The following is a 12,711-nucleotide window of genomic DNA, read 5'->3' on the forward strand; positions in this document are numbered from 1 at the left end:
TCCGGTGTTTCAGCCGGTCAATTCCGGCAGCGATAACTCACCCCGAACCAGTGCTTCCTTCTGGCCGCGCGGCCAACGTTTTATCTGCCACTCCAGCCTGGCGGCAGCTACCCTGTCCTTTGTCTCCGCGAAAAACACCAGCTCAAGGGGCCCCTTTCCCCGCAGGCTTCTGGCGCCTCTGGGGGCACCGGCCTGATGTTCGGAAAAACGACGGGCCACATCAGTTGTGATCCCCGTGTACAAGGCCCCCCTGGCAGTACGCACCATATAGATAAACCACTGGCTCATACTGACGATGCCCTGACCATTTTGTCCCTGGCTTTGCGTTGCTGGATCCACAATCCGGCCACAATCAGTATCAGGCCTATGTATGTGGACGACAGAATGATCTCGCCAAGAATAAAATAGATAAACACCAGGGACAGAAACGGGGAGATGAAAATGAGGTTGCTCACCCGCGAGGTATTCTCAGCTTTTTTCATGGCGTATGACCAGAGAACAAAGGCAATCCCCATCTCGAAAACCCCGACATAGAGAGCTGCGTAAAGGCCGGTATCCAGCCTGAAGTCGAATCCGGCGGTCATGGCGCAGATCACCAGAATCACCGGCAGGCCACACAGAAAGTTCAGAAACAGACCCACCACCGGGTCGCGGGTGTCCCGGGTGGCGATAATCCAGTAGGACGCCCATACAAGAGTGCTGCCAATCGCATACGCCACCCCGAGAGGGTCGGAGAATGTGAGTGAGAAAACGTCACCGCGAGTAGCAATCACCACCACGCCGCTGTAACAGATCAGCCCCGCAATAATATCCGCACGCCTCAGCCGCTGCCCCAGAAACGGCACCGAGAGATACGCCAACACGAGTGCCCAGGTGTAGTTCAGGGGCTGCGCCTCCTGGGCAGGAAGTCGGTCAAAAGCACCGAAAAGCAGGAAATAATAGAGGCAGGGATTAATCAGCCCCATACCGATGGATTGCAAGTACTGGCGTCGGCTCAGTTGGAAAACCAGATGCCAGCGTCGCTGCACCAGCAGCACCAGGGCCATGACCAGCACCGAGGCGGAACAGGCCAGAGCCAGCATTTGTATCGGAGTCAGCTCCCGTAACGACAGCTTGAAAGCGGTGGCTACGGTGGACCAGAGCAGAACCGTCCCCAGGCCGTAGAGCATGGCCTGTTTCTGGTTAGTCATTGGTCTCATCCTTTTCGCTATCCAGCCAGCGGTAGAGGGTGCGGCGATTAACCCCCAGTATCTGCGCTGCCCGACGTTTGTTGCCCTCTACGGCACTGATAACACGCCTGACATAATCCTGCTGAACCTGATCCAGGGTGGGCCAGTCTGCAAGATTTCCCGCGGGTAGCCCGGGCCTCGCTTCCGCCGTGTCAGTCTGCCGTTTACGGATCCTGGCTGGAAGATGCTCGGGCAGAATTATATCGCCATCGCAAAAGGTCACCGCCCGTTCAATCGCACTGCCAAGTTCTCTGACATTGCCGGGAAACGGGTAATCGGAGAGGATCTGTGATGCCACCTCACTCAATTGCAGAAAGCCACGGTTATGTCGTTTTGCTGACTCCCTCAGGAAGTGCATGGCTAGAAGATCCACATCGTCTCCACGCTCCCTGAGCGGGGGTACCATCAGGGTCAGTGTCTCCAGGCGGTAATACAGATCTTCCCGGAAATTGCCCTGTTCCACTGCTTTGACCAGATCCTGATGAGTGGCTGCAACGATGCGCACATCGACCTTATCTTCCTGATCGGCGCCCACCGGCTTGATGGTGCCCTCCTGCAGAACCCGCAACAACTTTGCCTGCAATGCCAGGGGCATTTCCCCGATCTCGTCCAACAGCAGCGTACCGCCGTCCGCTTCCGCAAAGAGGCCCGGGCGGGATGACCTGGCTCCCGTAAAGGCGCCAGCCTCATGACCGAAGAATTCGCTTTCCATCAACTCGTGAGGAATGCCCGCGCAGTTCACCGGGATAAACGGCCGGTCTCTGCGGTCACTCTCTCTGTGGATAGCGCGGGCGACCAGCTCCTTGCCAGTTCCACTTTCACCGCTGACCAGAACGGCAGCCTGGCTTCTGGCCACCTGCTTTATCTCGTTCCTCAATTGCATCATTGCCCGGCTTTCACCCACCAGGCCCAGGGATGTGTCTTCAGGCGTCTGCGATTTGTAGCGGGCGAGTTCGCTGGTGATGGCGGCATGTGCAAGCAACCGCTTGATTTTCAGCCTCAGATGGTCTGTTGATAACGGTTTGGTGAGAAAATCATCGGCACCGGCCTTTAGCGCTTCCACGGCCTGGTCCACGGTGCCAAAGGCGGTAATGATGATAAAGGGCACCGACCTGCCCTCCGCCTGCAGTTGTCGGAGTATCGACAGCCCGTCGCCATCCGGAAGCCGGAGATCCGAGACAATCAACTCGGCTCCTGACTCCAGTGCACACCTGCGCCCTTCTTCGGCTGTTCCGGCACAGGTAACATGGTAGCCATCGACCTCAAGCTCTTCCGCCAGAAGTGTTCGCAAACTGGCGTCATCTTCCACCAACAGGATTGACGACGGATTACTGCTCATGGCTGATCTCCTTCTGGGGCTCATCCTGCGGGTAGTCGGGCCAGAAAGTAGACATCCGGCACCCCCCTGACGGGCTGGCACCTACCTCAATCCGACCGCCGTGCTCCTTGAGCACACTCCCTACAACGGCAAGCCCCAGCCCGGTTCCCTCACCGGCGGCACGGGTACTGAAGAAGGGCTCGAATATCCGGTCTCGCATGGCTTCCTCTATCCCGGGGCCATCGTCATCCACCCGCAACTCCCACAGTCCCTCGTGCCTGGCAAGTGTCACAGTCACTATTGAGCCCGCCGCCTGGCAGGCATTACGGATGATGTTCACACATGCCATTTGAAGCCGGGTTGGCTCTGCCAGAATGTCCGCCCGACCATAGGGTATCTCTGACCGGATCTCCACCCCCTGACACCTGGGCTCTTCACGGATGCGTTCCAGCACTTCGCTTGCCGTTGCCACCAGATCGGTCTTGCGGCGGGAGTCCGGTACGTGACGGAAACAATCCAGCAACTGCTGGATAATCAGCGTCATGCGCTCAACCTGAAGCTCGATGTCTTTCAGATGCCGGCGGTCGCCATCGGCCATATCTCCACGCCCGAGTATATTGGCTCGCCCCTGGATAACGCTCAGGGGAGCCCCAAGCTCGTGGGCAACACCGCCAGCCACGCGGCCGATCATGGCAACCTTTTCCTGGTATTCGAGTTGCTCCGCAAGCTCCTTCTCACGCTCCACGCTCGCCCGTATTTCAGTTTCCGCATTCATCATGCGCTCGCCCATATTACGCAGTCCCTCGTGAATCTGGCGCAGTTCCCGCGGGCCGGCAGGCTCTTCCTCAACCTGCCAGTGTCCGGGGGCCATCCGCTCCATGATCTCCAGCAGCCGGCTGACATGACGCCCCACCGCGCCATAGTGCCCAAGCACCACAACAAAAATGACCATTAGCGATAACACCGACCAGATGGTGAAGGCCCAGATACGACTGGAGGCCACTAGCTCGTGGAAATCGCTGCGCTTGCGGGTTACCTGAAGCAGCCCCTGGATCCGGCCATCGGCAGCGATCAACGGCGTGAACTGGGAAAAAACAGACACCCCATCAACCTGACGAAAGGCCCCCCCCACTTTACCGCTGGCAATAACGCGCTCGGCACTGTCACTGCGGGTGACATCTGTGTCGGCAACCCCGAGGCTGGCCACCTGATGACCGTCCTCATCGAAAACGGAGGCACCGAACACGCGGCCGATCCGGAAGATCGATTTCAATGACTCGCCCATGACGATTTCATCGCCGTCAGACATCGCCTGCGAAAGGGGGCCGCTCACAGCCCGGGCTACCAGTTCCAGGTCTTCCCGCAGACGGTCGTTGAAGTTTTCCTCCACAGCACCGAGCCCCACATAGATAGCAGCGCCGCTGAAGACCATCAGCGGAACAACAATACTCAGCACCAGAGTCAGTCGCAGTGAGCGGAACATTTTTTGTGCAGTGAGCACAGGCCTTTTCATAGTGAACTCCGACAAAGTGTCACACACCTATGCCACATGTGACATTTAGCCACAATAGACATTACCCGTCCGTAACCCAGAATAATCCATAACACATTGATATAGAACTATTTAATTGGGAAATCGGAAATTGGCACAAGGCTTGAATAGAAGGAATTACCGTCAACAGAACCACTTAAGGGTTCAACAAAATTGTTTGTGACACACGCAAACAATCCCACACTTCAAAAGGGGAAAGTTATGAACAAGCTTCTCGTTTCACTGACCGCATCACTGGCATTGCTTGCTGCTGGCCCGGCCCTGGCCCAGGAAAACCAGCAGAGCCCGGAAGCAGCCGACACTGAGGGCGGTTACAGCGACCCGGCCGCTGCAGGCACCCAGAATACGAATTTTTCTGACCAGGAACTGAAACAGTTCGTCGAAGCGCAGGAAGGTATCAACGACATCCGTGACGAGTACATGGAGAAGATTGAGGATGCCGATTCCCAGCAGAAAGCTCAGGAACTCCAGATGGAAGCCAACGATGAGATGGTAACCGTGATTGAGGATGCCGGCATGGATATTCCCACCTACAACTCAATCGCAACAGCTTACAACAGCGAGCCCAAGGTAAGAAACCGTGTAGACGCGCTGATGTAAGCGACGCCCTGCGATCGTCAAGTTTAAGGCCCCGCTTGTGCGGGGCTTTTTTGGTTGTGACAGATCACTGCGTGCAACCACCGGGCCGGCTTAATGTGGTACCTTGCTGACAAGGATAAGTTGATAACGGCCGGAGACAGGACATGCGAAGATTTTGCCATTGGCGAACCCCACTGTTTGCAATGGTTATCCTGCTATTAACAGGCTGTTCGGACAGCCCCTCCCCAACCGCAACCAGTGAAGATACCGAAGAAAAGCCCACCTACCCGGTCACCTGGCGGTTTGCACTGGAGGAGATTGAGGGTAGCGTCCAGCACCACTATGCCCTGGAACTGAAAGAACGCATTGAAAGCATTTCGGACGGCAATATCCTTATCGACATCTTCCCCTACGGCTCGATCGGAACCTCCATCCAGTTGACGGATCTGGCCCGCGAGGGTTCTGTCCACCTTGCCTTTGCATCGCCCGGGCATCTCGCTGACGTGGTCCCGGAAACCGGCGTTTTCACACTCCACTTCCTGCTGTCGGACGACGAGCAGGTAAACCGGAATATTCTGACCAGTGACGAGTTGGTAGCGGAGTTCAGCGAACCTTACGCCGAGCAGAACCTCGAACTCCACGGGTTTGTGCCCGAAGGCTGGATGGTCTGGACTGCCAATAAACCCCTTAGAGAACCTGCCGATTTCGACGGCCTCGCCTTTCGCACCATGACGTCGAAGATTTCGGCTGAAGCCTACAAGGCGTATGGGGCAACACCCACTCCCGCGCCTTACTCCCAGGTATACAGTGACCTGCAGTTACGCCGTATTGAAGGACAGGCCAATCCGGTTTTTGCGATTGAAGAGATGGGGTTTTACGAGGTGCAGAGCACCATGACGTTTGCAAGGCCCGCCCAGTTCGTCACTTCAGTGGTGTCAAACAAAGAGTGGTTCCACTCACTCCCCGATGACCAGAAACGCTGGCTGCAAGATGCCCTGGACGAAGTTGCCCCTCTTGTCTGGGAAGTGCAGGCAGAGCTCAATGCCAGCCGCCTTGAAACCATCCGACAGAACAGTGATATTCGCGCCATTGAACTGACAGAAGAAGAACGTGACCGATTCCGCAAGGCCAGCCTGCCGGTTCGCGACACCTATACCCGCATTGCAGGAGACAGGGGGCAAGCAATTCTGGAGCGACTCACGCAGATGGTGGATGCAGCGGAGTCTGAAGCTACTGACAACTGACCTGACAGACGCATCGCTTTACTCAGGCACCAGCCAGTTCGTCGTCGAAGTAATATCGAGACATTGGCGGGAAGAGACTGCTTCCATCATCGCCGCCAGCCTACTGTCAAAACCCCAGGGTGGATTGATTACCAGCATCCCGGAGCCGGACATACCACGCTCCGGAGGCTGGTTCAGCCTTATTTCACTGCAAAGCACTTTACGCGCCGGCCCACCGGATATTGCATTTTTAAGCCTTTCGTGGGGATTCCCCGCCAGAATCGGATACCAGATCAGGAAAACCCCGTGGCGACATTTCTGCCAGGCTCGCGTCAGCGTGACTGCCACCTCTTCATACTCGCTTTTTACCTCGTAGGAAGGGTCCGTCAGCACCAGAAGCCTTGGTTGCCTGGGGGGCAGATGACGAAGCAGCCCTTTCAGGCCATCCTCCTGGCAGACTCTCACACCGGAGCGGCCAGCCCCCCAATGAACCAGGGTTTCACCTTCGGCCGGGTGCAGTTCGAAGGCCGTCAGGCTGTCCTGCTCCCGCAGATAACGACAAAACCAGAGAGGCGACCCCGGATAATGCCGCAAATGGCCATCCTTCCCCTGCCCGGTGGCCAGCTCATTAAACATGATCTGCCAGTCGTCGGAATGCAGATGCTCACGATATGGCCAGATTCTCTGGACGCCGGATGCCGCCTCCCCGGTCTTCAGGGCTCGCTCTCCACCCAGGTCATAGCTGGCGCTGCCTGCATGGGTGTCAAAGCAGGCGATGGCTGAAGGTTTGGCCTGCATCATCCGTATCGCCAATACCAGGGCCGCATGTTTCTGAATGTCGGCGAAATTACCGGCATGAAAGGCGTGGAGATAACTCAGCATTCCAGACTCCTGAAAATCGAAAACCCATTCCACTACAGATGGAGCTGACTTGGCAAACATAACTGGTATCCTTGGATCACACTTCCCAGGAGGACGGCTCTTGCCTGCCAAGCACAGAAGTACCATCGACAGGGCATACCGCCTGATTGCCAACGAAGAAGACGCCCGGGTCTGCACGGATATTCCCGAATCGGCCTGCCGGGAAGTTCCCCGCAACTTTTTCCTGATCCTGGGGAGTAACGTACTGACCAAGCTTGGGGATCTGTTGATCAGCCCTAAAACCGTGCTGGCCTGGTTGCTGAGCGCCATCGGGGCGCCTGCGCTGGTCGCGTGGCTGGTGCCCATCCGGGAATCCGGCTCAATGATCCCCCAGATGGTCATCGGTGCGTGGGTAAGGCGAAAGCCGGTGCGCAAATGGTTCTGGACCCTGGGCAGTTTCGGCCAGTCGGCCAGTGTTCTGGCCATGGCAGCAAGCGTCTGGTTTCTGGAAGGCTACGCTGCCGGCTCAGGGGTGGTGGGCGCGCTGGTGCTGTTCTCCCTGGCCCGCGGCTTCTGCTCCATATCCATGAAAGACGTCCAGGGCAAATGCATCCCGAAAAAACGCCGGGGCAGACTGTCCGGCCTTGCCTCCACCATTGGCGGGTCGGCTACCGTGGTTTTGACGGGGCTGTTGTTCTGGGATCGTGGGGACCCCAGCGTGCTCTTCTACACGTTACTGCTTTTGCTGGCAGCTGGCCTGTGGATCGTCGCCGGCCTTCTGTTTGCGTCGGTAGATGAGCATGAGGGCGAAACAGGCGGTGGAGGCAATGCACTCCGGGAAGCGGTAAAAAGCCTTTCTTTGCTGCGGGATGATGCTCCGTTCCGCCACTTCGTGATCACCCGCGCCTTGTTGCTGTGTTCAGCACTGGCGTCGCCCTACTTCGTGGTGCTTGCCCAAAAGAATACGGACAGTGGGTGGCTGCTGGGGGTCTTCCTGCTGGCGAGCAGCCTGGCCAGTTCGATCAGTGCAAGCATCTGGGGCTGGATGGCCGATACATCAAGCCGCAGGGTCATGATTCGCGGCGGAGCCATGGCCGGCGGCGTGTGCCTGATAGTGGGCATCACAGCGGTGATCGCAGGAACCGACCTGGGCAGTGTCTGGTTCTACCCCGGCGCCTTTTTCGTACTGAGCATTGCCCACGCCGGTGTCCGGCTGGGCAGAAAAACCTATCTGGTGGATATGGCGGGAGGCAACAAACGGACCGACTATACGGCGGTGAGCAACACGGTTATCGGCTGCCTGCTTCTGCTGACCGGCGGCCTCACTGCCCTGGTCTCAATGGTATCTGATGTCGCGGTCATTCTTATGCTGGGCCTTATGGGGCTCGCCGGCACGCTCAGCGCCTTGCGACTGCAGGAAGTAACCTCAGATTGACTCACTCAGGCTCACAAAGGGGCCTTACCATCATTGAGGGCCAGAGCACCCTTTACAATGCGGTAGATTATCCAGATGGATATACCCAGAAGCACAAACCAGCCAATGATCAGCGGCGTGGTCACGATGCCGACAACGGTCCAGAGCAGCCCAATCCAGAAGGTTCGGATCTGCCAGCGAAAATGGGGCTCAATCCAGGTATTCCTGACATCATCAAGCTTGACATAATTGATGATAACGCCGGCAAGGCCGGTGATACCTCCGACAAAAAACGATAGCGCCTGGAGGATATAAACCAGCACGGCCAGGTTGCGACCCGGCTCCTCGCGACGGGCCACGGGGTCTTCATCAGCGGGAATGTATTCAGGCTCGGACAAGGGGCTCTCCTTTTACTGCGTACCGGAAGTGTATCACAGCGCCCGGTCCTGAAAGGCAGCGCTGGTCAGTGACTGTCCGGCTTGTAACCCAGGCGGAAACCGCCCCAGTGCTTGCCGTTCACATAAATTGGCACCGACAGGTCATGCATGATTTCCCCGGTATCCCGCCGATAGGTCTGCAACAGCATACTCTGGGTATGGCTACCACAACGGGCGCCGGTGCGGTCGTTAAACAGCCGCTTGCTGCGGCTCTTCATGAGATCCACGTCCGGATCGCCCGTCGGGGCGTGTGCAAAATCGCGGTTATGGGTGGGCACGTAGCCATCGGGCGCTATAGCAATTGCATACACCATGGAAGGATGAGCTGATTTGACCGCCTCCTGTACAGAGGGAAGCTGCTGGTCTGTAAACCGGTCATAACTGCTTGCATACTTTTGGGGGTTGGTATTCGGTATGGGTGCCCGCTTCTTGTCAAAGAGATCGTTCTCCGACAACTGCCCGTCACGAACGGCCTGTTCGAAAAGCTTGCCAATACGGTCTGCCCCCTGGCGTGCCTGATCATAGAAAGTCCGGTGATAGCTTTCATCGCTGTTCAGGGCAAATGCGGCATTGGCCTCTTCCGCCAGTTCCATCAGTGTCGCGGCCTGCTGTGCAAGGGAGGCAACGCTGGAATCACTCTCTGTGATCTGGTCACGGACCGTCTCAATGGCGCCGGACACCTGCTGCAGGCTTTGTTCGTTATTCTGGTCAATCTCGGCGATGCGGGCCACCTGTTGCTGAACCCGGTCGGATTGATCGCGGATCTGGTCCAGGCGCTCACCAACACTTTCAACCGATTCCAGGCCGGCCTCTACACTTTTGGCGAGATCTTCAATCCGCGACACAATCAGGGAGGTGTCAGACCGGATTTCCTGAAGGGTTTCAGCCACTTCACCGGTCGCCTGGGCGGTCCGGCCTGCCAGTTGCCTGACTTCATCAGCGACAACCGCAAACCCCCGCCCCTGATCTCCGGCACGAGCGGCTTCGATGGCCGCGTTCAGGGCCAGCAGGTTGGTTTGCTCTGCGATCCCCTGAATGGTCGTAGTAACGCCCTGAATTTTATTGGATTTTTCGTTCAACTCCTGAATCAGCCTCAGATTTTCACTGGACTGTTCGTGCACGGCTCGCACACTGTCTATGGCGGACGTCAGCGCTTCCCGACCTTCCATGCTTACCTGACGATTCTGCAGGGCCATGGTGGCGGCGTCGGTGGCCTGCTGTGCAGACTCCCGTACGCTTTCGGTGATCTGCCCGGCATACTCCGCCATCTGGGCAGTCTCAGTGACCTGAAGGTCCAGGCGAACCTTTAACTGATCCGCTGCGTAAGACACCTGGGCTGCAGAAATAGCACTCTTGTCGGCGCTCCCGCCCAACGCTTCAATCAACGCCCGGCCGGCCTTCGCCTCCACAAGTAGGCCGGCACACTGTTTACCCAGAGCGCTGTCGGCACTCAGCTCGCCGGCGTTCAGTTGCTTGAGAGAACGCTCTACCGGTTCCAGTACCCGCAATACCAGATAAGCAGTGGCCACCACCAGCCCGACAACCAGGCCCGCCAGAACTGACGAACCGTCCAGCCCGATCAAAGGCGCGCCCAGCGTGGCCACGATGGCAACAGCAATTGCAACCGATACCCCCACCAACAGAACAGGTCGACTGAGCACAGCCATAGCCACCTCTTTATTATCATTATTGATGAATACATCTTTATTGAATATTACCCAAGAGAGTAATGAATTGATCCGTGTTAATAACTGCTACTTTAGTTCAGCAGTAATTGTTTTTCGGCAGGTTGCTACAAATCTGAAACAAAAAAACGCAACCCGGAAACTTCCAGGCAGAAGAATCCGGGTTGCGCTCGGGTTAAGGCGAAAGATTGGCCGCCTGTATCAGGCGCCGATCACCCCTCCGTCGTCCCTCGTTACGATCACTGTTGCATCTCGCGGACGATCCTCTGCTGCGTTCGGCCAGTTTCCGGCCGGATGCTGGATGTTGACGAACATGGTTTTCACATCCGGTGTCGACACCACACCGGTCACCTCGCACCCCTGGGGCCCCACAAAGAACCGCTTGATTTCACGGGTAACCGGATTGGCGGCCAGCATCATATTATTCTGGTACGGTGCGGCGTCGCTGCCATCGGTCTGGATCCACAGGCGGCCGTTGTAATCAAACCAGAGACCATCGGGGCTGTTGAAGATATTGGTATCGTCCAGCGTCACGACAGCTTCCCCGTCAACAACCGTCTCGGTTCCCTGCTCCCCGGCAAACACGAAAATGTCCCAGTCGAAACCGGTCGCCGTATGATCGTCGCCCGCTTCCGTCCAGCGGATAATGTGGCCCGTGGCGTTCTCAACAATGGGGTTCGCAGCATTAACGTCGTCAAACCCGTCTTTGCCCCGGTTGCTGTTGTTGGTCAGCGTGAAGTAGACCTCGCCGGTGTTCGGATCAACAGCACCCCACTCCGGCCGGTCCATCGTCGTGGCGCCTGCAATATCGGCGGCCAGACGGGTGTTGACCAGAACGTCGGCCTGGTTCTCGAATCCATCAAACTGGATATCGCCCACCACGGTTCCCTCAGCGGCAGCAACCTTACCGGCAAAGTCCGCATCATCCAGATCCAGCGCCAGCCAGTTTCCGGTGCCGTCCTCATTGAAGCGGGCAACGTACAGCGTACCTTCGTCCAGCAGGTAGCCGCCTGCGGTTGCCGCGTGATAGGGCTTGGAAGAGACAAACTTGTAGATGTATTCGAAGCGGGAGTCATCACCGGAGTAACAAACCACCGGTTCCCCTTCTTTGGCCGGCGCAAAAATAACGCCCTCGTGGCCAAAGCGGCCCAGAGCTGTCCGTTTCTGGGGTTTGCTCTCGGGGGTAAACGGATCAATCTCGACCATGTAGCCGTAGGTATTCGCCTCGTTACGGTAGTCCTCGGCTGCTGAACCGCCAGTGGTTGATACGTTGAAGCGCCTGTATTCATCGGCACTGGTATCAGCCAACTCCCAATCGTAGCGAGAGCTGTCGTTAACACCATGACGCAGATATTCACGCGGGCGCTGGGCGTCGGCGGTGGCAAAGTAGCCGTGCCAGTTCTCCTCCGCGGCCAGGTAGGTTCCCCATGGCGTGGGGCCCATCGCGCAGTTGTTGAGGGTGCCCCGGGTTTCGGTGGCACTCGGGCTGTACCTGGTGATCAGCTTGTTGAAACCACGAACCGGGCCACGTATATCCATGGCGGTGTTGCCCGTGATGCGACGATTGAACGGACTGCCGAAAACGACATCCCATGTCCCCTCACTGTCGCGCTTGATGTGAATGACGGAAACGCCGTGCGCTGCAATTTCCTTGCGAACTTCATCCGCCGGGCGAACGCCGCCGTTATCAGCAGCTCTGGTCGGGCCGTCGGCATGCAGCGCGCCCTGGTTGATGTACTCGTGGTTCATCACCAACAGACCTTCGGTAGAACTGTTGCCCCCGGACTTCTGGTCGATCGGGAAAAAGTGCACACCATCGTGATGCATGCCTACCTGCTGCTCCTGGTCTTCACCGGTATTGGTGCCGTCAGCACGGTATTCCGGATAGCTGCCGGTAATGGGTGTTCCCCAGGGCACAAAGATTTCCGTAGAGTAGCCTTCCGGAACGACAACGCGATTGTCGGTTGAAACTGCTACCGGTTTGAATCCAAGCTCTTTACCGGACTGGGCGTCACCACCGGAGCTACCGTTGTCGTTGTCGTTGTCGTTGTCGCTGTCGCTGTCACTGTCCGAACAACCGACCAGGCCCATCCCCATAACACTTGCAAGAGCAGCGCCGACACCGCCCTTCATCACAGTTCGCCTCTGCATTCGTGCGCTCAGCACGGATTTGAAGGAAGTATTGCCGGAATGGTTAACAACGGGCTCGTAATTGGGATCCAGGTAATTGGGATCCAGATCATGCTTTGCCATGGTCCTGTCTCTCTCGGGTGGTTTATAGGTTTTTCCCGAGGCCCAGTGTCGTTGGCAAACGTGACAGATTGCAGACACTCAGAAGTCAGTTTCTTTAACGTTTTTTGACAACCCGAAAAAAAGAGCCTGCCCCGGGGGGCAGGCTCTTCAGGCGACTATG

11 protein-coding genes are annotated in these 12,711 nt (G+C 57.2%); 3 read left to right on the plus strand and 8 right to left on the minus strand.

Translation table 11 applies throughout. The features are described from left to right. Positions 1-9: 9 nt before the first annotated feature. Genes FO268_RS01700 through FO268_RS01715 form a run of 4 tightly spaced genes read right to left on the minus strand, consistent with a single transcriptional unit; the run spans position 10 to position 4,060 of the window. Positions 10-288 (minus strand): GIY-YIG nuclease family protein, encoded by a 279-nt coding sequence (locus tag FO268_RS01700; protein WP_150988695.1) that lies wholly within the window; start codon positions 286-288, stop codon positions 10-12. Continuing rightward, complete coding sequence (locus FO268_RS01705) at positions 285-1,190, minus strand: DMT family transporter (protein ID WP_150988698.1); 906 nt, start codon at positions 1,188-1,190, stop codon at positions 285-287. Before FO268_RS01705 ends, FO268_RS01700 begins: the two co-directional genes overlap by 4 nt. Then, entirely contained in the window at positions 1,183-2,568 is a 1,386-nt protein-coding gene (locus tag FO268_RS01710) for a sigma-54-dependent transcriptional regulator (RefSeq protein WP_150988701.1), read from the minus strand. The genes FO268_RS01705 and FO268_RS01710 overlap by 8 nt, the downstream gene beginning before the upstream one ends. After that, positions 2,558-4,060, minus strand: a complete 1,503-nt coding sequence (locus tag FO268_RS01715) for a sensor histidine kinase (protein WP_225316476.1) — start codon at positions 4,058-4,060, stop codon at positions 2,558-2,560. The genes FO268_RS01710 and FO268_RS01715 overlap by 11 nt, the downstream gene beginning before the upstream one ends. 240 nt (positions 4,061-4,300) lie before the next feature. On the opposite strand from FO268_RS01715, the gene FO268_RS01720 reads away from it, so the two are divergent. Further along, positions 4,301-4,699: a DUF4168 domain-containing protein gene (locus FO268_RS01720; protein ID WP_150988703.1), complete on the plus strand. Its 399-nt coding sequence runs from the start codon at positions 4,301-4,303 to the stop codon at positions 4,697-4,699. Between the two features lie 143 nt (positions 4,700-4,842). Beyond that, positions 4,843-5,922 (plus strand): TRAP transporter substrate-binding protein, encoded by a 1,080-nt coding sequence (locus tag FO268_RS01725; protein ID WP_150988706.1) that lies wholly within the window; start codon positions 4,843-4,845, stop codon positions 5,920-5,922. A gap of 18 nt (positions 5,923-5,940) precedes the next feature. On the opposite strand, the gene FO268_RS01730 is transcribed toward FO268_RS01725, so the two are convergent. Next, positions 5,941-6,783 (minus strand): 23S rRNA (adenine(2030)-N(6))-methyltransferase RlmJ, encoded by an 843-nt coding sequence (locus FO268_RS01730; protein WP_150988709.1) that lies wholly within the window; start codon positions 6,781-6,783, stop codon positions 5,941-5,943. Positions 6,784-6,883: 100 nt separating this feature from the next. On the opposite strand from FO268_RS01730, the gene FO268_RS01735 reads away from it, so the two are divergent. Next, entirely contained in the window at positions 6,884-8,197 is a 1,314-nt protein-coding gene (locus FO268_RS01735; protein ID WP_150988712.1) for an MFS transporter, read from the plus strand. Positions 8,198-8,208: 11 nt separating this feature from the next. Here the strand turns inward: FO268_RS01735 and FO268_RS01740 are convergent, their stop codons facing one another. The 3 genes from FO268_RS01740 to FO268_RS01750 all read right to left on the minus strand — a co-directional run bounded on the left by FO268_RS01740 (position 8,209) and on the right by FO268_RS01750 (position 12,551). Continuing rightward, entirely contained in the window at positions 8,209-8,574 is a 366-nt protein-coding gene (locus FO268_RS01740; RefSeq protein ID WP_150988715.1) for a DUF4870 family protein, read from the minus strand. 65 nt (positions 8,575-8,639) lie between these two features. Next, complete coding sequence (locus FO268_RS01745; protein ID WP_150988718.1) at positions 8,640-10,280, minus strand: methyl-accepting chemotaxis protein; 1,641 nt, start codon at positions 10,278-10,280, stop codon at positions 8,640-8,642. A gap of 219 nt (positions 10,281-10,499) precedes the next feature. After that, positions 10,500-12,551: a PhoX family protein gene (locus FO268_RS01750; RefSeq protein WP_150988721.1), complete on the minus strand. Its 2,052-nt coding sequence runs from the start codon at positions 12,549-12,551 to the stop codon at positions 10,500-10,502. Between the last annotated feature and the right edge of the window lie 160 nt (positions 12,552-12,711).

The sequence above is a fragment of the Marinobacter denitrificans genome, assembly GCF_008795955.1.
GTDB classification, from domain to species: Bacteria; Pseudomonadota; Gammaproteobacteria; order Pseudomonadales; family Oleiphilaceae; genus Marinobacter; species Marinobacter denitrificans.

What these genes read in the sequence shown, in the direction of transcription:
- FO268_RS01750 (WP_150988721.1), bottom strand. Translation starts at nt 12,551, where the DNA reads ATGGCAAAGCATGATCTGGATCCCAATTACCTGGATCCCAATTACGAG.
- FO268_RS01730 (WP_150988709.1), bottom strand. Translation starts at nt 6,783, where the DNA reads ATGCTGAGTTATCTCCACGCCTTTCATGCCGGTAATTTCGCCGACATT.
- FO268_RS01710 (WP_150988701.1), bottom strand. Translation starts at nt 2,568, where the DNA reads ATGAGCAGTAATCCGTCGTCAATCCTGTTGGTGGAAGATGACGCCAGT.
- FO268_RS01720 (WP_150988703.1), top strand. Translation starts at nt 4,301, where the DNA reads ATGAACAAGCTTCTCGTTTCACTGACCGCATCACTGGCATTGCTTGCT.
- FO268_RS01705 (WP_150988698.1), bottom strand. Translation starts at nt 1,190, where the DNA reads ATGACTAACCAGAAACAGGCCATGCTCTACGGCCTGGGGACGGTTCTG.
- FO268_RS01745 (WP_150988718.1), bottom strand. Translation starts at nt 10,280, where the DNA reads ATGGCTGTGCTCAGTCGACCTGTTCTGTTGGTGGGGGTATCGGTTGCA.
- FO268_RS01725 (WP_150988706.1), top strand. Translation starts at nt 4,843, where the DNA reads ATGCGAAGATTTTGCCATTGGCGAACCCCACTGTTTGCAATGGTTATC.
- FO268_RS01700 (WP_150988695.1), bottom strand. Translation starts at nt 288, where the DNA reads ATGAGCCAGTGGTTTATCTATATGGTGCGTACTGCCAGGGGGGCCTTG.
- FO268_RS01715 (WP_225316476.1), bottom strand. Translation starts at nt 4,060, where the DNA reads ATGAAAAGGCCTGTGCTCACTGCACAAAAAATGTTCCGCTCACTGCGA.